Source organism: Rhodococcus pyridinivorans (assembly GCF_900105195.1).
In the GTDB taxonomy this organism is placed as follows: Bacteria; Actinomycetota; Actinomycetes; order Mycobacteriales; family Mycobacteriaceae; genus Rhodococcus; species Rhodococcus pyridinivorans.
Genome location: NZ_FNRX01000002.1, coordinates 4205709 through 4229807, shown reverse-complemented (window position 1 = coordinate 4229807; position 24099 = coordinate 4205709). Strand labels below are relative to the sequence as shown.

The 24099-nt window shown below is 71.5% G+C and carries 3 protein-coding genes; all 3 read left to right on the top strand.

Annotated features, from left to right (window positions below; translation table 11 throughout):
• Positions 1–103 precede the first annotated feature (103 nt).
• Complete coding sequence (locus BLV31_RS19875; protein ID WP_072740533.1) at positions 104–10753, top strand: non-ribosomal peptide synthetase; 10650 nt, start codon at positions 104–106, stop codon at positions 10751–10753.
• Positions 10754–10829: 76 nt separating this feature from the next.
• Positions 10830–23057, top strand: coding sequence for a non-ribosomal peptide synthetase (locus BLV31_RS19870; RefSeq protein WP_064060526.1), 12228 nt, complete (start codon positions 10830–10832; stop codon positions 23055–23057).
• Entirely contained in the window at positions 23054–24097 is a 1044-nt protein-coding gene (locus BLV31_RS19865) for an ABC transporter substrate-binding protein (protein ID WP_006553897.1), read from the top strand. Before BLV31_RS19870 ends, BLV31_RS19865 begins: the two co-directional genes overlap by 4 nt.
• The last annotated feature ends 2 nt before the right edge of the window (positions 24098–24099 follow it).

The window sequence follows — 24099 nt, the reverse complement described above, 5'->3', positions numbered from 1 at the left end:
TTCGGGCGGGCGCGTCGCTGCTGGTATGGTTAGGCGGCCCTAACTATATCCGGACGGAGGGGCGGATCCGAGGGGGCGGGTCCAGGAATGCCGAGGAGTACCCGTGGAATCGATCGTGCCTCTGCCGTTGACCGCTGCCCAGGCGGGAATGTGGTTCGCGCAGACGATCGACCCCTCGAACGCGACACTCGTCACCGGGCACTTCCTCGAGATCGACGGCGCTATCGATCCGGACGTGCTCGCCCGCGCCGTCCACACGGTCTTCGACGAATCCGCCGGACTGCGCGCCCGGATCGCCGTCGTCGACGAGGTGCCCGTCCAGTTCCCCGGTGCCCATCCGGCGCCGGAGATCGAGGTCACCGACCTCACCGCCGACGCCGATCCGCGGCGGACGGCCGTCGACACGATGCGCGCGATCCTGCGCGTGCCGATGGATCCGACGGCCGAAGCCGGCATCGGCGCCCGGGTGTTCGTCCTCGGACCGGACCGTGTCCTGCTGTTCCTGCGCGCCCACCACGCCTTGCTCGACGTCTACGGCTACAGCCTGATCGAACGCCGCATCGTCGCCGTGTACACCGCACTCGTGCGCGGCGAGGACGTCCCGCCCGCGACCTTCGGCTCCGTCGAGCAGGTCGTCGCCGAGGACGAGGAGTACCGCAGCGGCGAGCGCATCGTCGCCGACCGCGACTTCTGGACCGAGACGCTGCATGGTGCACCCGACGCGCTCGGCCTCGCGGAGGCCGCGGTGCCGGCCGCGTCCTCGCTCGCCCGCGCGGTGGTCACCGAATCGGTGCAGGTCCCCGGGGGCGTCGCCGAGGCGCTCGACGTAGCGGCACGCCGCGCCGGGGTGGGCTGGCCCGACCTCGTCACCGCCGCGACCGCCGCCTATCTCGGCCGGGTCACCGCGGTCCGCGACGTGGTGCTCGGCTTCCCGGCCATGAACCGGATGGGCAGCGTCGCCGCGAAGGTGCTCACCACCGCCGTCAATGTCGTGCCCCTCCGCATCGAGGTCGCTCCGGAGGCGAGTCTCGCGGCGCTCGCCGCCGACGTGCGCGCCACCGTCGCTGCGCAGGGACGCCACAGTCGCTACCGGGGCGAGGACATCCACCGCGACCTGCGTCTGCCCGCGACCAGTCCCGGTCCGGTGGGCCCGACGGTCAACATCAAGCCGTTCGGCGACACCGTGCGATTCGGCGACGCGACCGCCACCGTGCACTCGCTCGCGCGCGGTCCCGTCCACGACCTCGCGGTGGTCGCCCGTCGTGTCGACAGCACCCGCGCACTCGAACTGACCCTCGACGCCGACGCCGACCGGTACACCGCCGAGGAGGTCGCCGGTCACGCCGCGGCCATCGCGCGACTGCTCACCTTCGCCGCCCGGGAGGACGCGGACGAACGTCCTCTCGCCCACGCCGACCTGCTGAACCCGGATTTCCGCGCCGATCTCGAATCCCGTTGGCACGGAGTCGTATCCGAGTCTGTCGCGCCCGACGCGATGGATCTGTTCGACGCGCAGGTGGCCGCCGCCGGTGCCGCACCCGCGCTCGTCGCCGGCGCCGACCGTCTCACCTACGCCGAACTCGACGCGCGCATCGATGCCGTCGCAGGCGAACTCGCACGGGCTGGTGCGCGGTGCGAGGTGACGGTCGCGCTCGCCCTGCCACGCACCGCCGACATGGTGGTCGCGCTCCTCGCCGTGCTGCGGACGGGCGCGGCGTACCTGCCGCTCGATCCCGCCTTCCCCGCCGAGCGACTCGAGTACATGCTCGACGACGCGCGACCGGCGATCCTGCTCACCACCGACGACTTCGCCGACCGTCTCGGCGCATCGACCCCGGACGCCACGGCGGTCTTCCGTGACGGCGTCCTGCACTGGCGCGGCGACGTCCCCGTCGGCACCACGCCTTCCGAGCGAGTCGTGCCCGACCAGTCGGCATATGTCATCTACACCTCGGGTTCGACCGGCCGGCCGAAGGGTGTCGTGCTCTCGCGCGGCGCACTCGCCCGCTTCGTCGACGCTGCGACCGATCTCGCCGGAATCGGCACGCACACTCGGCTTCTCGCCCTGACCACCCTGTCGTTCGACATCTCGGTGCTCGAACTGATCGTGCCGCTGTGCCGCGGCGGGGCCGTCGTGCTCGCGGGCGACGACGAGGCGCGCGATCCGGCAGCCCTCGCCGCGCTCGCCGCCACCGAGTCGGTGGACTGCATCCAGGCCACCCCGTCGCTGTGGGGCGCGATCGTCGAACACGACGGTCTGGATCTCGCCGGTACGGGCGTGCTCGTCGGCGGCGAGGGCCTGCCCGCCGTCCTGGCCGGAACCCTCGCTGCGCGAGCGTGTTCGGTCGTCAACATGTACGGCCCCACCGAGGCGACGGTGTGGTGCACCTCCGCTCCGGTCGCGCCGGATCTGCCGTGGACCGGGTCGGTGGGCCGCCCCTATCCGGGAACCGGTGTGCGCGTGCTCGACCGGCAGCTGCAGCCCGTGCCGGTCGGCGCGGCCGGTGAGCTGTACGTCGTGGGGCAGCAGCTCGCGCGCGGCTACCGCGGCCGCCCCGACCTCACCGCGGCCCGCTTCGTCGCCGATCCCTTCGGCGCCGGCCGGATGTACCGCACGGGCGATCTCGTGCGCTGGACCGCCGACGGCACCCTGCAGTATCTCGGACGCGGCGACGACCAGGTCAAGGTCCGCGGACACCGCATCGAACTCGGTGAGATCGAGACCGCCGCAGCGCAATTCGTCGGCGTGGCGCAGGCCGTCGTGGTCGCCCGGCCCGACGCCACCGGTGCGGCCCGCCTCGTGGGCTACGTGACCGGCACCGACGTCGACACCGCAGCACTGCACGACTTCCTCCGCACACGTCTGCCCGAGTACATGGTGCCGTCGCTGACGGTCGTGCTCGACGAGTTCCCGCTCACCGCGAACCTCAAGGTCGACCGCAAGGCACTGCCCACCCCGGAGATCGGCGCCCCCGACACCGGTCGCGATCCCGAGACCGCCACCGAACACACCCTCGCCGGTGTCTTCGCCGACCTGCTCGGACTCCCGGCCGTCGGTGTCGACGCCGACTTCTTCACCCTCGGCGGAACGTCGCTGTCCGCCACCCGTCTCGTCGCCCGGATCCGCTCGGCGCTGGACGTCGAGGTGTCGCTGCGCGACGTCTTCGACGCTCCCACCGTGGCCGAATTGGCCGTGGTGGTCGACGGCGCGAGCCCGGCACGTCCCCGCTTCGTCGCAGGACCGCGACCGGCGCGGATCCCGCTGTCGTCGGCCCAGCAGCGCCTGTGGTTCCTCGACCGTGCCCAGGGACCGTCGCCGACCTACAACATCCCCTTCGCCCTCGAACTGCGCGGCCGGCTCGACGCCGGCCTGCTCGACCGTGCGCTGGTGCACGTCGTCGCCCGGCACGAGGTGCTGCGCACCGTCGTCGACGTCGTCGACGGTGAGCCCGTGCAGGTCGTCGCCGACACGCCGTCGACGGTCCTGCAGGTCGCGGAGGCGCGCGACGGGAATGCCACGGCACTTCTCGACGCGGCCGCGCGGGCATCCTTCGATCTGGGACAGGACCGTCCGTTCCGTGCGCATCTCGTGCGACGCGCACCGGATGACGCGGTGCTGCTGCTCGTCGTGCATCACATCGCCGGCGACGAGTGGTCGGCCGAGACGGTCTTCGCCGACCTCGCCGCCGCCTACGCCGATCTCTCTGCGGGTCGTGTGCCCGACGACGCGCCGCGTCCCCAATACGCGGACTTCGCGGTGTGGCAGCGCGGTCTCGCCGACGACCCCGCCGCCGCCGTGCTCCGCGACCGCGACCTCGCGTTCTGGTGCTCCACCCTTGCCGGAGCACCGGAGGAACTCGCCCTGCCACACGACCGTCCGCGACCCGCGGTGCCGAGCCACCGCGGCGGCGAGGTACACGTGCAGGTGGATTCGGAACTGTCTGCGGCCCTGCGGGGTACGTGTTCCCGTTCCGGGACGAGCATGTTCATGCTCACCCACGCCGCCGTGGCCGCCCTGTTCACCGCGCTCGGGGCGGGCGACGACATCGTGCTCGGCTCGCCCGTCGTGGGTCGCGCCGACAGCGGACTCGAGGACATCGTCGGATTCTTCGTCGACACCATCGCCCTGCGCACCGATCTGTCCGGCGATCCCGATACCGCCGAGATTCTGACGCGCGTACGGCACGCCGACCTCACCGCCCTGGCCCACCAGGAGGTGCCCTTCGACGAGGTGGTCGACGCCGTCGGTGTCACCCCGTCGCTCGCGCGGCACCCGCTCTTCCAGACGGTGGTGCAGTGCCGCACCGAACCGGTCGTCCCGCAGATCGGCGACACCACCGCGACCGTGTCGTATCTGTCCACCGGCACGTCGAAGTTCGATCTCACCGTCGACTTCGTCGACGCGGCCGACGGCCTGTCGATCCGCTTCGAGTACGCCGAGGACCTCTACGACCGTACGAGCGTACAGACCCTCGGGCAGCGTCTGCTGTCGGTGCTCGCGGCCTTCGCCGACCCCGAACCGCGACACCTCTCATCGATCGACGTGCGCACCGACGAAGAGCGCGCCGCCGACACCGTCGCGACGGTGCCCGCCACCACGCAGCTGCTGCCGGACCTGCTCGCGGCGGCCTTCGCCGCCCGCCCGGATCACCCGGCGCTCGTGTTCGGCACCGAGACGTCGAGCTATCGGGAATTTGGGGCGCGCGTGCACCGTTCGGCTCGCGCGCTCGCCGAACGGGGTGTCGGGCCCGGCAGTGTCGTCGCGGTCGCGGCGGCACGGTCCGACGCCGCCGTGGTGGCGCTGGCCGCCGTCGTGGTCTCCGGTGCCGCCTACCTGCCCGTCGACCTGTCGTACCCGCCGGCGCGCATCGAGTTCATGCTCACCGACGCCGCACCCGATCTCGTGCTTGTGGATACGGAAGGCGCCGTGCCCGGAGAGGCACCGGAGCTGACCCTCGCCGCACTGGCCGAAGCGGCGCAAGGCTACTCGGACGCACCGATCACCGACCTCGACCGCAGCCGCCCGCTGCATCCGGCGGACGGGTCGTACGTCGTATACACCTCCGGTTCGACGGGTGTGCCCAAGGGTGTCGTCGGAACCGCTGCGGCGCTGGCGAACCGGTTGGTCTGGCAGGCGGCACGCGTCCGCCCGGCCGGCGACGACGTGCGCCTGGCCAAGAGCTCGCTGAGCTTCATCGACGGATCCACCGAGCTGTTCGCCGGTCTGCTCTCCGGTGCGACGATGGTCCTCGCCGACGACGCCGCCTCCCGTGACGCCGAGGCCCTCGCCGATCTCGTCGTCCGGCACCGCGTCCGGATGCTCACCGCGGTGCCGAGCCTCGCCGAGACCCTCGCCGCCCTGCGCCCCGAGGCCGCGGAACTCGTCGACACGTGGTTCCTCAGTGGAGAACCCCTCGGCACGAGCGTGATCGCGGCACTGCCGGGCGCACGGGTGATCAACTCGTACGGTTCATCGGAGGTCGCCGGCGACGTCACGATCTGGACGGCGCCGGGCTCCGACGTCGACCGCGTCCGCATCGGTGCCCCAGTCGACGGCGTGACCGCGCGCATCCTCGACCGGCACCTGCGTCCCGTCCCGGACGGGGTGACCGGCGAACTCTACGTCGGGGGAGTGCAGTCCGCCCGCGGCTATCTCGGCCGCCCGGATCTGACCGCGGCGCGGTTCGTCGCCGACCCCACCGGCAGCGGCACCCGGCTCTTCCGCACCGGGGACCTGTTGCGGCGCAACGCCTCCGGAGAACTCGAGTTCGTCTCGCGCGCCGACCACCAGCTGAGCCTGCGCGGTTTCCGCATCGAACCCGGCGAGGTCGAAGCCACATTGCTGCGGCACCCGGCGGTGACCGCGGCCCTCGTCACCGTGCGCCCGTCGGCGTCCGGGACCGATCTGCTCGTCGGTTACGTCGTCGCCGATCCGGCCGCGCCGCGTCCGGCGGCCATCGACCTGCAGGACCATCTGCGGACCGTGGTGCCGGACTACATGATTCCCGCGGTCTTCGTCGTGCTCGACGCCATGCCGACCCTGCCCAGCGGCAAGGTCGACCGCGCGTCCCTGCCCGATCCCGCCCGGAGTCACAGCACACGCGAGGCCACCGATGACGAACGCGCCGTGTGCGAGGTGCTCGCCGAACTCCTCGGTGTCCGCCAGGTGGGCCCCGACGACGACTTTTTCGCCCTCGGCGGCAATTCGCTCCTCGCGACACGTCTGTCCGCGGCGCTGCGCATGCGCACCGGCCGGAACCCGTCGATCCGCGACATCTTCGATCTGCGCACCCCCGCGCGACTCGCGGCGACGGTCCCGGCCACCGCCGTCGGACCCGAACTCGTGCGCCGCGACCACGCCGATCTCGTCCCGATGTCGGCGGCGCAGCGCCGGCTGTGGTTCCTCTTCCGCCTCGAGGGCGCGTCGGCGACCTACAACATCCCGTACACGATGCGGCTGCGCGGCGCGCTCGACGTCGACGCTCTGCGGGGTGCCCTGCAGCACCTGATCGCCGGGCACGACACGCTGCGCACGGTGTTCACCGAGCCGGACGAGGGCGACGTCGAGCAGATCGGCTACCAGCGGGTGCTGCCCGCCGAGGACTGCACCGTCGACCTGCGGATCGTCGACGCCGCCCCGGCGGATCTCGACGTGCTGCTCACCGAGGAGGCGGGCCGTCCGTTCGATCTCGCCCACGACCTGCCGATCCGCGCGACGCTCGTGCGCACCGCTCCCGACGACGCGCGCCTGTTGGTGCTCGTGCACCACATCGCCGCCGACGAGTGGTCCGCCACGCCGCTCGTCGCCGACCTGTCCGCCTGGTACGCGCACCTGACCACCGGGGCACCCGCGCCTGCGCCGCTGCCGGTGCAGTACCGGGACTTCACTCTCTGGCAGGACGAACGTCTCGGTACCGGGGACGAGTCTCTGCGTGAGGTCCAGACCGAGTACTGGGCACGCGTCCTCGACGGCGCACCCGAGGAACTCGCCGTTCCGCACGACCGGCCGCGCGGGGCCGTCAGCAGTTACCGCGGCGGCGCGGTCCCGTTCACCGTCGACCCGCGCACCCGGGAAGCACTCGCCGACATCGCCGCCGAATCCGGCGCGACGATGTTCATGCTCACCCACGCGGTCGTCGCAGTACTGCTGCGCGCGCACGGCGCCGGGGACGACATCGTCCTCGGCACTCCCGTCGCGGGTCGTCCCGACGCCGCCCTCGACCGGATCGTCGGCTTCTTCGTCAACACGCTCGTGCTGCGCACCGATCTGTCCGGCGACCCCACCGTCCGCGACCTGCTCACGCAGGTCCGGGAGGTGGACCTCGACGCCTATGCTCACCAGGACCTGCCGTTCGAGGTGCTCGTCGAACGACTCGCCCCGGCACGGTCGCTCGCACGCCAGCCGCTGTTCCAGATCATGGTGCAGTACCGCGACCGCCTCGACGAGATCCGCATGCCCGGACTCGACGCCGAACCGGTCTTCGTCGAGACCGGCACGTCGAAGTTCGACCTGACCTTCGACCTCGCCGAGACCGACGACGGCGGGATCCGCGGTCGCATCGAGTACGCGACCGACCTGTTCGACCGCGGCACCGTAGACGGATTCGTGCAGCGACTCACGGCTCTGTTGGCGGAGATCGCGGCGAATCCGGACGCCTCGCTGTCGCAGTTGAGCGTGCTCACCGTCGACGGCCGGAAGGCATTGGTGGCAGTGGAGATCGGCACGGTCCGAGACGACGGTCCCGATCGCACGGTCCCCGAGCTGTTCTCGCAGCAGGTCGCTGCGACACCGGATGCCCTCGCGCTCGTCGACGACGCCACCGGACGGCGGTGGACCTACGCCGAACTCGACCGTGCCGTCGCCGCTCTGGCCGGGCATCTGCGTGCCGTTCCCGGAGTAGGAATGGATGCCGTCGTGGCCGTGGCGATTCCGCGCAGCACCGCTCTCGTGATCGCCCTCCTTGCGGTCCACCGCGTCGGTGCGGCCTATCTGCCGCTCGACGAGAACTATCCCGTCGAGCGACTCGCGTACATGCTCTCCGACGCGCAGCCCGTCGCGGTCGTGGCGGCCGCCGGTGTGGCGATGACCTTCGACTCCGGTGTGCCGGTGCTCGAGGTCGACGAATCCGGTTCCGTCGGAACCGATCCCGCAGATTCGGTCGCAGCACCGACCGTGATGCCCCTCGACTGCGCGGCGTACGTGCTCTACACCTCCGGATCCACCGGAACCCCGAAGGGTGTCGTCGTCGGCCATCGCGCCGTGGCCAACCGGCTGCGGTGGATGCAGGACGAATACGGTCTCACCGCCGAGGATCGGGTGCTGCAGAAGACCCCGTCCGGATTCGACGTGTCGGTGTGGGAGTTCTTCTGGCCGCTGATCACCGGCGCCACGCTCGTCGTCGCGACCGCCGACGGTCACCGCGACCCGCATTATCTGCGCGATGTGATCGCCCGGCAGTCGATCACCACGGCGCACTTCGTGCCGTCGATGCTCGCGGCGTTGCTCGACGTGCTCGCCGCCGAGCAGGACCGGGCACTGCGCCTGACCCGGGTGATCTGCAGTGGTGAGGCGCTGACCGCCGACCATCGCGACCGCTTCCACACCCTCGTCGACGCCGAACTGCACAACCTCTACGGCCCCACCGAGGCGGCCGTCGACGTCACCGCGGCACCGATTCCGGCGCAGGGCATTCCGTGGGTCCCGATCGGACGGCCGATCGACAACACCCGCACCCTCGTCCTCGACGAGCGGCTCCGGCCCGTGGCGCCGGGCGTCGTCGGCGAGTTGTATCTCGGCGGTGTCCAGCTCGCCCGCGGCTACCACCGGCGCGCGGGCCTGACGGCGGGCCGGTTCGTCGCCGACCCCTACAGCGACGCGGGGGAGCGGCTCTACCGCACCGGCGACCTCGTGCGGTGGCGCGACCGGGGCGCGGGCCTCGAACTCGACTACATCGGCCGCGCCGACGGGCAGGTCAAACTCCGCGGCCTGCGCATCGAACTCGGGGAGATCGAGGCGACGCTGGTCGCGCATCCGAACGTCGCGCAGAGCGCCGCCGTGGTGCGCGACGGCATGCTCGCCGGCTACGTGGTGCCCCTGTCCGGGCGCACCGTCGAACCGGCCGATCTACTCGCGCACGCCGCGACCTCCCTGCCCGATCACATGGTCCCGGTGACCGTGACCGTGCTCGAGGTACTGCCGCTCGGACCGAACGGCAAACTCGATCGCAGGGCACTTCCCGATCCGCAACCGACCGCGACGACGCGCCGCGACCCGGAGACCCCCGCCGAGGCCGCACTGTGCGAATTGTTCGAGGAGGCACTGCGTCTCGACGTCGTCGGACCGGACGACGACTTCTTCGCGCTCGGTGGCGACAGCATCGTCTCGATGCAGGTCGTCACGGCCGCGCGCCGCAAGGGCATCGAATTCGGCCCGCGGGAGATCTTCCGGTGGCGCACCCCGGCCGGTCTCGCCGCCGTCGCGCAGTTCGCCGAGACGGCTGTTGCTCATTTCGCCGAGACGGCGGGGCAGCCGGCCGGTCTCGTGGACGATCGGGAGCCGGGCCCGGTGCCCGTGCCGCCGGCCGTGCACGCACTGCGAGAGATCGGTGCAGAGCCGGCCGGAGCCGCACTCGTGTTCGCCGTCGACACCCCGGCGGACGAGGAGAAGGCGACGGGTGCCGTGCGCACGGTGGTCGCCGCTCACGATGCGCTGCGCATGCGGCTCACCCGCGTGGCCTCGGTGCTGTGGTCGCTCGACACCCACCCCGCCGGCGACGAGGTACCGGTACGGGTCGTCGAGACCACCGACCTCGCAACAGCGCAGCAGCAGGCCCGCACCGAGGCCGCCGAGGCTCTCGACCCCGAGGCCGGACCGGTGCTCTCGGCCGTGTGGCTGACCACCGGGCAGACCGGTCGACTCGTGGTGGCGGTCCACCCGATCGTCGCCGACGGTGTCTCCGTCGGCGTGCTCGCCGCCGACCTGGCTGCGGCGGTCACCGGGGGACCGGTTGCCGTTCCCGCAGCCACCGCGCAGGGACTCGCGACCCGCATCAACGAGCGCGCGCAGGACCCGGCGCTGCTCGGGGAACTGGCGCACTGGGCGCAGGTCCTCGCCCCGGGCGCCGCGCTGAGCACCGCGGTGCTCCCCGTCGGCGATCCGGTCGAGATCGCCGCAGTCGAGGTCAACGCCGGTCCGTCCGGTGGGCAGGACCTCGCTGTCGCGGCAGTGACCGCGTTGGCAGTCGCCGTCGGACGCGTCCGCGAGGCCGCGCCGGCACATTTGCTCGTCGAGATCGAACGCGACGCACGTGAATTCTCCGACGGCGAGCCGGACTGCACCCGGACCGTGGGTCCGTTCGCCGTCGGTGTGCCCGTGCGGGTTCCCGTCGCCGACGATCCGGACGCGGTGTCGACCGGTGTGGCCGCCGCCGTGGACGGGGTGCCCGGGGACGGGTCCGGTTACGCGCTGCTGCGGCACCTCAACGCCCAGGCCGCACCGGCCTTCATGGCACTGGCCCGGCCCGACGTCCTCGTCCGGATCGACACGGTGCCGACGGAGCGGCGGACCCCGTGCGGGCGCGCCCTCGAGCTGTCGGTGCGGATCGAGGAGAAAGCGGGCGGTCGCATCTTCACAGCCACGATGCGGTCGGACGGACGAATTTCCTGCGAGGAGATCCGAGGGCTGTCCGAGGCCTGGACGACGGCGATGAACGCGCCGGTGGGAGCAGGTTTCAGCACCCCCTCGGGCGCCTAGTATGGTTAGCCTAACCATTAGCTAGTCGGTATGCGCCCGCGGTTCGTCGCGGCATCCGTGGGAGAGAGAAAATTCGATGCAGTCGGTGTATCCCGTCACGCGCGCGCAGCGGACCATCTATTTCGGTCATCAGCTCGACGCCACCGGGCACCTCTACAACACCGGCATGTACACCGAGACCATCGGTGACGACATCGACATCGACCGGATGATCACGGCGATCCACTCGGTCCTCGACGCCGCCGAGACCCTGCACGTCAACTTCGACGTCGACGCCGACGGCAATGTCGTCCAGATCCCGCGCGCGACCCGCGAGTGGGACCTGCCGGTCATCGACTTCCGCGGCGAGAACGACCCGGCCGCGGCGTCCGACCGCTGGATGCGCGCCACGATGAACGAACCGCAAGATCTAGCCCGCGACCTGCTGTTCCGATTCGCCATCCACCGCCTCTCCGACAACACGATGCGGCTGTACCAGCAGTACCACCACATCGTGAACGACGGCTACGGCATCGGTCTCGCGACCACCGCGATGACCAGGGCGTACGTCGAAGGCAAGGGTCCCGACCGCGCCACGGAGTGGACCCTGGAACGGTACGTGCGCGTCGACGAGGAGTACGTCGCGAGCGAACAACGCGAACTCGACCGCCGCTACTGGCTCGACGAACTCGCCGACCTCCCGCAGGTGACGCGCCTGCTCGGCTCTGGTCGCCTGTCGAGCCCCGGAGAACTCGTCGCCTGGTCGCACATCGACGCCGACGGACGCGGCCGGCTCGAGCGGTACGCCAAAGCCCACGGCACCCGGCCCGCCACCGTGCTCATCGCCCTCCTCGGCACCTATCTGGCCCGGGCCACCCGCCGCCGTGACGTGGTGATCAGCCTGCCCACGACCGCGCGCGGCACCCGCGAACTGCGCACCGTGCCCGCGATGGTCGCCAGCGTCCTGCCCCTGCGCTTCGACGTTCCCGACGACGCGCGCCTGGCCGACGTCGCCGAGGTGATCGACGGCAAACTGCTCGGCCTGCTCAAACACGGCCGGTACCGCGGTGAGGATCTCGGTCGCGAACTCGCCGAGATCGACCCGGACTGGCGGCCCCCGACCGTCGGCGTGAACATCATGCCCGCAGCTGCCTCGCGGTACTCGGTCGGGCGGGAATCGCAGGCGCACATGCTGTCCTCCGGGCCGGTCGGCGAACTGGAATTCATCCTCGTGCTCGAGAAGGCCGGGCACCCGATCGAGATCGGACTGCGCGGTCATGCCGACGACGCACCGCTCGCGCAGCGCTGCGCCGCCGATCTCGACGACTTCCTCGCCGCGATCCTCGACGACCTCGACGCGCCGCTCGGCACCTTCGACGTCGCCTCGGCGCCGGCCCTCGGCGACAGCTCCGAGACCGACCACGAGGACACCGCCGCCGGACCGCTCGCGCTGCTGCCGGCCACCGCGCGACGCCGCGACGCCGGACTCTCCGTGGACGCCGACCTGCGCGAATACCGCGTCCCGGCTCCGGAGGATCTCACCGACGACGCCGTGCTCGCCGCGGTCGCCGCCGTGGTCGAGCACCACCCGGCGCTGCGGACGACCCTCACCGCACCGGCCCCGGTGCTGTGGCTGCTGTCGGTGAACGACACCGCCGCCGTCGACGTCCGGACCCTCGTCGCGGACGCCGCCCTGCCGGTGGGAACCGCGACCGCCGACCTGCCCCTGCGCCCCGACGCCACCGCCGGCCGGGTCCTGACCGCGGGGCGGCTCACCGCTGCGGACGAGAGCGCCGGGGAACTGGTCTTCCTCGCCCCCGCCGGGCTCGTCGACGAGACGTCCTGGTCGATCGTCACCGCCGACCTGCACCGTGCCCTGCGCGCCGCCCGGCGCGGCACGCAGATCGTGCTGCCGCCCGTGCCCACCTCGCCCGCGACCCACGCCCGCGTCTTCACCGAGCAGGCCGCCTCCCCGCAGCGACTCGCCGAGCTTCCCGACTGGATGACCACCGTCGCACCCGGTGCCGAGTTCGCCGCAGCGGTGGCCACCGGCCGCACACGGACGCCTGTGACCCTCACCCTGACCGACGACGAATTCTCCATGGCGACCACCGCAGTGGCCGGTCTCGTCTCGGGCGTCTCGACCGATGTGTGGACCGCGGTGACCGCAGCCGCGGTCGCGAACACCCGCGAGAGCGGCGACGGTGAACTGCTCGTCGACATCGTCCGCGACGGCCGCATCGCACTGGCCCCCGACGCCGACCTCACCCGCACCGTCGGCGCGCTCGACTGGACGACGCCGGTGCGGCTGGCGCTCGCCACCGATCCGCTCGACGCCCTGCGCACCGCGAAGGAACGCCTGCGCGCAGCCCCCGACCGGGGCATCGGCTGGCCGATGCTGCGTTACGCCAACGTCCAGGCCGGACCGGCCCTCGCGCCGCTCGGACAGCCGCAGGTGCTCGTGCGGAGCGGCGGAGACCGCATCGGCAACTACCTGCTCGATATCCACGTCGAACGGGGAACCGGCGGCGCAACGGTGCATCTGACCGCCGACGAGGCGCTCGACCCCGATCTCGTGGCCGGGCTCGCCGAGGCATGGCGCGCGGCATTCGACGATCTCCTCGGCCGCGCCGACGCAGCTTTGGGGCGGACCTGTCTCACTCCGTCCGATCTCGGGCACGTCACGCTCACGCAGACCGAGATCGACCGCGTCGCACGGATCGCGCCCGTGCGGATCGAGGACATCTGGCCGCTGTCGCCGCTGCAGCGCGGCCTGTACTTCCAGTCGGTCTTCGACTCGTCGAAGGACATCTACACCGCCCAGTTCTCGCTCGACTTCGGCCACCGCCTCGACGTCGAGCGCCTGCGCCGCGCCGCCGCACGTCTGCTCGCCGAGAACCCCACCGTGCGTGCCGGTTTCACCGACGACGGTCTGGCCGATCCGGTGCAGTTCATCGGCGCGGCGGATCTCGAGGTGCCGTTCACCGAGGTCGACCTCACCGACCTCGACCCCGCCGAGCAGCAGGCCCGCGCCGAGAAACTCATCGAGGAGGATCGGCTGCAGCCGTTCGACCTCGCGTCCCCGCCGCTGTGGCGCATGCTGCTGCTGCACCTCGACGGCATCGACCGTCTCGTCGTCAACCGCGAATTCATCCTGTGGGACGGCTGGTCCGGTGCGCTGTTCGTCGACGAACTGCTCGCCCGCTACGCCGGTGACGAAATCGCGGCGCCCGAAGCGGGTTTCACCGACTACCTGCAGTGGCTCGCCGCCCGCGACCGCACCGCCGCCGAGCAGGCCTGGCGCGACGAGTTCGCCGGTTTCGACAAGCCCACGCTGCTCGCCGGATCCACCCGCGACCGCGCCGCCATCGTGCCGCTGCGCATCGAGTCGTACATCGACGAGACGCTCACCGCGACACTGCGCGATCGGGCCCGCAGCACGGGCGTCACCCTCAACGCGTTGATGAACGCCGTCGTCGGCCTGCTGCTCGCCGCCGAATCCGGCAGCACCGACGTCGTGTTCGGCTCCACCGTCGCCGGGCGGCCCACCGAGATCGTCGGACTCGACCGCGTGGTCGGCATGTTCCTCAACACCGTCCCGGTGCGGGTGCGCCTGTCCGGCGCCGAGACCGTCGCGGACCTGCTGCGCCGCATGCAGGACGAGTACGCCGACCGCATGGAGTTCGAGTATCTCGGACTCGGCGACATCCTCCGCGCCGTCGGTCATTCCGAACTGTTCGACACCCTGTTCGTACTGCAGAACTTCAAGGACGCCGACGAGATGGCCCGGCAGTCCGCGCGGCACGACATCCTCGCCGAGGACAGCCTCGACCACACGCACTATCCCCTCGCGATCGTCGTGTCGCCGGGGCGGACCATGCACGTCAAGATCGACTACCGGCCCGACGTCGTCGACGGTGCGCGTGCCCGGGCCCTGCACGACCGCTTCGTGGCGCTGCTCGACTTCGTCGCCCGCGGAGTCGATCTGCCGGTCGCGTCCGTGCCCGCACTGACGGCCGCCGAACACACCGTCACCGACGCCCGGCTGCGCGCCGAGATCCCCGAGGTCGAGGACGTCACCGTCGCCGAGATGCTCATCGCGCGCGCCGCGACCGACGCCGACCGCATCGCCCTCGTCTCCGGTGAACAGAGCAGCACCTACGGCGAACTCGCCGGCCGCGTCGAAGCGCTCGCCCGCACCCTCATCGCCGGGGGAGCGGGACCCGAGACCATCGTGTGCCTCGGTCTGCCCCGCAGCATCGACACCGTCGTCGCGCTCTTCGCGATCCTGCGCACCGGTGCCGCCTACCTGCCGCTCGAACTCGACCAGCCCGACGAGCGTCTGCGCACCGTCATCGACGACGCGCTGCCGGCGCTGTTCCTCACCACGACCGCGGTGCAGAACCGTCTCGGCCTGCCCGCCGACCGCAGCATCCGCCTGGACGGGCCCCTCGCCGCGAGTACCGCGCCGTTGACCGACGCCGAACTCGGTGCCTTCGCCCCGGGTCGCCCGGGCCGGCTCGAGCACCCCGCCTACGTCATCTACACCTCGGGGTCCACCGGCAAGCCGAAGGGCGTGGTCACCCCCTATCGTGGCCTGACCAACATGCAGCGCAACCACCAGGACGAGATCTTCGATCCGGTGGTCTCGTCGGTGGACGGACGCCGGATGCGGGTCGCGCACACCGTGTCGTTCGCTTTCGACATGTCGTGGGAGGAACTGCTCTGGCTCGTCGAGGGCCACGAGGTGCACGTCTGCGACGAGGACCTGCGTCGCGACGCCACCGCGCTCGTCGAGTACTGCAACACCCACGCCATCGACGTCGTCAACGTCACCCCTACCTACGCGACGCAGCTGATCGCGGACGGCATGCTCGACGAGGGTCCGGGACAGCACCGCCCGCCGCTCGTTCTGCTCGGCGGTGAGGCCGTGTCGGATTCGGTGTGGACGCGCCTGCGCGAGACCGATGGCACCCTCGGGTACAACCTGTACGGCCCCACCGAGTACACCATCAACACCCTCGGTGGCGGCACCGACGACAGCGCGACCCCCACGGTCGGCGTCCCCATCCGCGCGACCCGCGCCTACATCCTCGATCCGTGGCTGCGACCCGTCGTCGACGGTGTCGTCGGCGAGTTGTACATCGCGGGTGTGGGTCTCGCGCGCGGCTATCTGAACCGTTTCGGGCTCACCTCCGACCGCTTCGTCGCCGATCCGTGGTCGGCCGGTGGCCGCATGTACCGCACTGGCGACCTCATGCGCCGCCGCACCGACGGCAACCTCGACTATCTCGGCCGCGTCGACGACCAGGTCAAGATCCGCGGTTACCGCGTCGAACTGCACGAGATCGCGGCTGTGCTCGAGGAGCACCCCGAGGTCGGTACCGCGGCGGTGATCGCCGTCGACGACCCGCTCGTGCCCGGCACGAAACGACTTGCTGCCTACGCCGTTCCGGTCGGAGACGGCGATCCGTCCGACCTGTCGTCGCGGCTCGTCGCCCACCTGCGCGCCCAGTTGCCCGACTACATGGTCCCGGCCGGGGTACAGCTCATCGATTCCGTGCCGATGACCGTCAACGGCAAGCTCGACACCCGCGCCCTGCCCGAACCGCAGGCCGCCACGGGCCTCGGTGGACGCGCCCCGCGCACCGAGACCGAGAAGGTCCTGTGCGAGGTCTTCGCCGACGTCCTCGGGGTCGACGAGGTCGGCGCCGACGACGACTTCTTCGAACTCGGCGGGCACTCGATGATCGCCATGCGGATCGTCGGCCGCATCCGCTCCGAACTCGGTGTGGACGTCACCATCCGTGACCTGTTCGAGGCTCGCAGCGTCGAGGAACTCGCCCGCCGCATCCCCGGCGCCGCAGCGGCGCTCCCGCCGATCACCGCGCGGACGCGCCCCGACCGGGTGCCGCTGTCGGCCGCCCAGGAACGCCTGTGGCTGCTCCAGCAGTTGCAGGACGACAGCCTCGCCTACCACTACGCGCACGTCGCCCGCCTCGACGGCGCGGTGGACGCCGATGCCCTCGTCGCGGCGGTCGCCGACGTCGTGGAACGTCATGAGAGCCTGCGCACCGTCGTCGATTCCGAGGACGGCACGCCCTACCAGCGGATCCTGGACACGCCCGAGGCCGTGCGCTTCGAACTGCACGAGACAGAGTCCGAGGATGCCGTCCGGGCGCTGCTCACCGAGCGGCTCACCGCGTCGTTCGATCTGCACACCGACCCGCCGCTGCGCGTGGTGCTGGTGCGCGTCGCGCCCGACCGGCACGTCCTCGCAGTGGTGCTGCACCACATCGCGACCGACGAATGGTCGGATGCGCCGCTGCTCGGCGACCTCACCCGCGCCTACCAAGCCCGGGCGGCCGGCGCGACACCCGAATGGTCTCCGCTGCCCGTCCAGTACGCCGACTACACGCTGTGGCAGCGCGAACTGATCGAGGCCGGCCGGATCGACACCCAGATCGACTACTGGACCGACACTCTCGCGCAATTGCCCGACGAGATCGTCCTGCCCACCGACCGGCCCCGCCCCGCGCGGCCGACCGGAGCGGCGGGCAACACCACCGCGACGGTCCCCGCCGACATCGCCGCCCGCCTGCGCGCGGTCGCGGATGCCCGCGGCGGCACGATGTTCATGGCGCTGCACGCGGCCGTCGCGGCACTGCTCTCCCGGCTCGGCGCGGGCGACGACATCGTCGTCGGCACCCCCGTCTCGGGCCGTTCCGACACCGCACTCGACGAACTCGTCGGTTTCTTCGTCAACACCCTGGTGCTGCGCACCGATCTGTCCGGCGAGCCCACCTTCGCCGAACTCCTCGACCGGGTGCGCGAGACCGATCTCGCGGCGATGGCGCACCAGGAGGTGCCCTTCCAGCAGCTCGTCGAGCGACTCGCACCGCCGCGCGTCGAGGGACGGAACCCGCTGTTCCAGGTGATGATGAGCTACCTGCAGCGCCCCGCGCAGCTGCCCGACCTGCTCGGTGTGCCCACCCGCTGGGAACCGCTGAGCAACGTCCGCGCCAAGTTCGACCTCAACCTCACCTTCGTCGACGCCCCGGACACCGGCGAGGTCGCCGTATCGGTCGAGTACGCGACCGACCTGTTCGACGCCACCATGGCCGACACGCTTCTCGCCGCGCTGCTCACTCTGCTCGATCAGGTCGCGAGCGCACCCGCGGCCCGGATCGGCGACGTCGCGATCCTCGACGCCGACGAGGCCGCGGGACAACTCGCCGTCGGCACCGGCGAGCGCGTCGACTTCGCTCTCGCCCCGCTGAGCGAGGTGCTCGCCCGCAGCGCCGCCGAGCACGCCGAACGGCCGGCTCTCGTCGCGGCCGACCACACCCTCACCCATGCCGCCCTCGACGCCGCCTCGAACCGCCTCGCCCGCGAACTCGTCGCGCTCGGCGCCGGTCCGGGTGCGATCGTCGCGGTCGCGGTGCCCCGCTCCGTGGGGCAGGTCGTCGCGATCCACGCCGTCGTGAAGTCCGGTGCGGCCTACCAGCCGATCGACACCACGCTGCCCGAAACGCGCATCGAGTACCTGCTCGGCGATGCGCATCCGCGAGTCGTGCTGACGCGCAGCGACATCGAACTGCCCGGCGAGCATCCGCGACTCGACCTCGACGACACCGAGGTGCGTGCCCGTATCGACGCCCGCAGCCCGGAGTCGGTCACCGACACCGACCGGATCGCGCCGCTCACCCTCGACCACCCGCTCTACGTCATCTACACCTCGGGGTCGACGGGTCTGCCCAAGGGCGTCGCCGTGTCGCACCGCGCCGTGGCGAACCGGCTCGAATGGGTGCGCCGCGAACTGCCCGCCTCGCCCGACGACCGGGTGCTGCTGCGCACACCCGCGACCTTCGACGTGTCGGTGTGGGAGTTGTTCGCGCCGTTCGTCGACGGTGCGAGCGTCGTCGTCGGCGGACCCGACGCGCACCGCGATCCCGTCGAATCGGCGACCCTGCTGCGCGACGGGAACATCACCGTCGCCCACTTCGTGCCGTCGATGCTCGAGGAGACCCTCGCCGTGCCCGCCACCGCGGACGCCGCGAGCCTGCGCCGCATCGTGTGCAGCGGTGAAGCACTGTCGCCGCGCACCGTCGCACGCGCGGCGACGGTGCTCCCGCAGGTGAAGGTCCACAACCTGTACGGCCCGACCGAAGCCGCGGTGGAGGTGACCCTCGACGCCGACCCGGGTGCCCGGATCGGTTCGCCTACCCGCGGTTCCGTCATCGGGCGGCCGGGCGCGAACGTGTGCCTGTACGTGCTCGACCGGTATCTGCGCCCCGTGCCGGCCGGCACCCCCGGTGAGCTGTACATCGGGGGAGTACAGGTTGCGCAGGGCTACCTGCGGCGCCCGGCGCTCACCGCCCAGCGGTTCGTCGCCGACCCCTACGGCGATCCCGGCGACCGGCTCTACCGAACCGGCGACCTCGCACGCTGGGACGCCCACGGCGACCTCGAATATCTCGGCCGCGGCGACGACCAGATCAAGCTGCGCGGTCTGCGCATCGAACTCGGCGAACTCGAGGCGGCTCTCGATGCCGTCGACGGTGTCGCCCGTGCTGTGGCCGCGATCAAACCCCGTCCCGCAGGCGATTCGGTGCTCGTCGGATATATCGTTCCCGCAGCGGAAGTCGCGGTGGATCCGGTGGCGGTCCGTGACGCACTCGTCGGACGTGTGCCCGAGTATCTGCTGCCCGCACGGGTTCTCGTGATCGACGCGGTCCCGACGACCTTCAACGGCAAACTCGATCGCGGTGCCCTTTCGGCACCGGAGTTCGACACCGGATCCGGACGGCAGCCGCGTACCGAACTCGAGGCGACGATCGCGACTCTGTTCGCCGACGCACTGGGACTCGACGAGGTCGGTATCGACGTCGACTTCTTCGCGCTCGGTGGGCATTCCCTCGCTGCGATCCGGCTCGTGAACGCGATCCGTTCGGAGCTCGGCGCGGATCTGGCCCTGCGCACGGTCTTCGACGCCCCGACGGTGGAGTCGCTCGCGCAGCGGTGCGCGGCCGCCGGGCAGGCGTCGCCGCGACCCGCGCTGGTGGCGGCCGACCCGCGACCTGCGATGGTGCCGCTGTCGTACGCGCAGCAACGCCTCTGGATTCTCGACCAGCTCGGGGCCCGCGGCGGCGTGTACAACGTGCCTGTCACGTGGCGGGTGCACGGGCGCGTCGACGTCCCGGCACTCGAAGCGGCCGTGCGCGACGTCGTCCTGCGTCACGAGTCGCTGCGCACGGTCTTCCCGAGCGCGGACGGACAGGCCTACCAGCAGGTGCTCGCGCCGGACGAGGTCCGCGTGGTCGTCGACCACCGCTCGGTCGCCGCGGCCGATGTCCACGATGCGCTGGCCGAGGCGATCGATCACCGCTTCGATCTGTCGGCCGAACTGCCGGTGCGGCTGTCGGTCCTCGACGCCGGGGACGGCACCGTGGTGGCGCTGGTGATTCACCACATCGCCGTCGACGAGTGGTCGACCAAGGCGCTGCTCACCGATCTGGCGACCGCCTACGCGCTGCGGGAGGTGGGGCAGGCACCGGAGTGGATGCAGCCCGCCGTGCAGTACGCCGACTTCACGCTGTGGCAGCGCGACCTGCTCGGCGACCCGGCGGATGCGGAGTCGCTCGCCGCGCGTCAGCGCGCCTACTGGCGCGACGCCCTCGCCGGCCTGCCCGAGGAACTGCCGCTGCCGACCGACCGGACCCGTCCGGCCCGCACCTCCTATCGCGGTGGCGCGGTGCCATTCGCGCTCGACGCGGAGGTCGTGCGCGCACTGCGGGAACTCGCACGCGCACACGACCTCTCGATGTTCATGGTCGTGCAGGCCGCCGTCGCGGTGCTGCTCGCCGCCTACGGCGGCGGCGAGGACATCCCCCTCGGCACCCCGGTCTCCGGACGCGGCGACGCGCAACTCGAGGATCTCGTCGGTTTCTTCCTCAACACCCTCGTGCTGCGCACCGACCTGTCCGGCGACCCCACCGTCGCCGAACTGCTCGACCGGATCCGCCGCACCGACCTCGAGGCGTTCGACCACCAGGACCTGCCCTTCGAGCAGGTCGTCGACGCGGTGCTCGGCTCCGACCGATCCGTCTCGCGCGCCCTGCACCCGCTGTTCCAGGTGATGATCGTCTATCTCGTCGAACCCGATCCGCGCAGTGCGGGTGGGCTCACGGCGGGTGTCACCCCCGAACCGCACCCGATGGAGACCTCGAAGTTCGACCTGTCGTTCGACCTCGTCGAGTATGTGGGCACCGACACCCTCGTCGGCGTCGTCGAGTACAGCTCCGACCTGTACGACCGCGGCACCGTCGAACGTCTCGTCGCCGGACTCGACCGGGTGCTGCGCACGCTGGCCGGGGGAGAGGCGCACCGGCGCCTGTCCGCCATCGACGTCCTGCCGGCCGACGAACGCGCCCGGCTCGAACAGTGGCGGGCCACACCGGCACCGGTCGCCGAAGCCGTCACCGTCGCGGACCTGTTCGACGACGCGGTCGCCCGTCACCCGCACGAGACCGCGCTCGTGGCAGGCGATCTCGAATGGAGTTTCGCCGACCTCGCGTCCCTGGTCCGCCGGTGGGCGCGACTGCTCGTCGACCACGGTGTCGCTCCCGAGACCCGCGTGGCGCTCGTGCTGCCCCGCACGGCCGACACGATCGCGGCGATGCTCGCGGTGCTCGTCTCCGGCGGTGCCTACGTCGCGCTCGAACCGCGCACTCCCACCGAGCGTCTCGCGACGATCCTCGGCACCGCGGAGCCGGCCGTCGTGCTCACCACCCGAGAACTCGCGTCGTCGCTGCCCGCGGTGGACGCGCCGGTGCTCGCGCTCGACGACGAGACGCTCGCGGCGCGGGTCGCCGGCTACGACGACGCCCCGCTGACCGACGCCGACCGGCTCGCACCGCTGCGCGCCGACCACCCGGCCTACGTCGTGTACACCTCCGGCTCCACCGGCACACCCAAGGCGGTCCTCGCCCTGCACCGCGGCCTGACCGCGCTGTTCTACAGCCACCGCGCCGACCTCTACGCGCCGACGCAGGCACGGACCGGACGCGACCGGCTCCGGGTCGGCCACGCGTGGTCGTTCGCCTTCGACGCGTCCTGGCAACCGCAGCTGTGGCTCTTCGACGGGCACGCGGTGCACGTCGTCGACGAGAAGGTCCAGCGCGATCCGGCCGAGATGGTCCGCGTCGCCCACGAATCCCGCTGGGACTTCGTCGAGGTCACCCCGTCGCACCTCGCGCAGCTGCTCGATCACGGACTCGCGGACGACGGACGGTGCCCGGCCTCGCTCGGCTTCGGCGGCGAGGCGGTCTCCCAACCGATGTGGGACCGGTTGCGCGGGCTGGACGGCGTGAGCGCCTACAACCTCTACGGGCCGAGCGAGAGCACCGTCGACGCGCTCGTCGCACGGGCTTCGGACGCCGAGGCGCCCGTTGCGGGCCGACCGGTCGCCGGCACCCGGGCCTACATCGTCGACCGGTGGATGCGTCCCGCGCCGATCGGTGTGGAGGGCGAGCTCTACCTCGCCGGTCGTGGACTGGCCCGCGGCTATCTCGCCGACCCGGGTCGCACCGCCGACCGTTTCGTCGCGGACACGATCGATCCGGAATTCCCCGGAGACCGCATGTACCGCACGGGTGACCGGGCCCTGTGGACGCCCGACGGACACATCCGCTACCGCGGACGCGGCGACGACCAGGTCAAGATCCGCGGATACCGGATCGAACCGGCCGAGATCGAGACCGTGCTCTCGTCGCGACCGGACGTCGCGACCGCAGTGGTGCTCGCCCGCACCGATCTCGGTGCGACGGCACGTCTTGTCGCCTACGTCGTCCCGGCCGCCGGGCACACCCTCGACGCCGAGACGCTGCGACGCGCGGTCGCGCGGGTGCTGCCCGACTACATGGTGCCGTCGGCGACGGTCGTGCTCGACGCCCTGCCCACGCTTGCCAACGGCAAGATCGACCGCGCAGCGCTGCCGCGACCGGAACTCGCCCCGCGAACGCACCGGGCACCGTCCACACCGGCCGAAGAGCTGCTGTGCGCCCTCGCCTCCGAGGTCACCGGCGTCGAGCAGGTCGGCGTCGACGACGATCTGCTCGAACTCGGATGCGACAGCATCTCGGTGATGCGGATCCTCGGCGGACTGCGGGCGGCCGGATACGTGATCGACGCCGAGTCGATCTTCACCGCCGGGTCGATCGGCGAACTCGCCGCGACCCTCCACGAGGACGAGATCCGCGGCGCCGGGAACGGACACCCGGACGACGGACCTACGAAGTGTTCTACAGCAGAGGAGAATCGATGAGGATCCACAAGCGACTGCGCCGGATCGGCGTCGCCCTCGCCGCCACCGCCATGCTGGTCGGTGTCACGGCGTGCGGCTCGGACACCGACAGCGGCAGCTCGTCCGGCAGCGCGACGGCGGCGAACGGCGAGTTCCCGGTCACCGTCTCCGGCAAGTTCGGCGACACGACCGTCGAGTCGGCCCCGACCCGCGCCCTGCCGCTGTCGCCGCAGGACGCCGACATCCTGCTGTCGTTGGGCGTCACCCCGCTCGCGCTCCCCGTCGATGCCCAGAACCTCGCGGCGACCGGCGGCACCGGCGTGTGGCCGTGGGAGGCCGAAGCACTCGGCGCCGACGTCCCGCCGCTGCTGAACATGGACGGCGGTGCCACGGTGATCGCCGAGCAGATCGCCGCGCTGCAGCCCGACATCATCGTCTCCACCGGCTTCTGGGGACTCGAACAGAACACCTACGACCAGCTCGCCGAACAGTTCCCCGTCGTCCACTTCGACTACCGCGCCAACGGTGAGCCGTGGCAGGACTCCACCCGCAAGATCGCCTCGGCCCTCGGCATCCCCGAGAAGGCCGAGGAGGTCATCGAGCAGGCCGAGGTCGATCTCGACGCCGCCAAGGAGCAGTACCCCGCACTCGAGGGCGCGACCTACAACGCGATCATCGGCGACACCGGTGGCCAGCTGTCGGTGCTCGCCGCCGACGACCGCGGCATCGGGCAGTTCCTGAACTCGCTCGGCCTCGAGCTCAGCGAGTACGCGAACACACTGCAGGTCGATGCGGACGGACGCGGTGTGCTGTCCTACGAGGAGATCTCGCAGCTCGACGCCGACCTGCTCGTGGTCGTCTCGCCCACCGGCGATCTCGGATACCTGACCAAGTTCGAGGCGTGGAACCGTCTTCCGGCCGTCGAGCGCGGCGCGGTCGTCTCGCTCGCCCGCAACACCGGCATGCCGAACGCCGTGGGCTTCCCGTCGGCGTTGTCGCTGAAGTGGGCCACCGACGAGATCGCTCCGATGCTCGCCGACGCCGCCGCGAAGTCCGAGTGACG

Excerpts from the sequence above, each read along its gene's own strand:
- BLV31_RS19870 (WP_064060526.1), top strand. The coding sequence starts at position 10,830 with ATGCAGTCGGTGTATCCCGTCACGCGCGCGCAGCGGACCATCTATTTC.
- BLV31_RS19865 (WP_006553897.1), top strand. The coding sequence starts at position 23,054 with ATGAGGATCCACAAGCGACTGCGCCGGATCGGCGTCGCCCTCGCCGCC.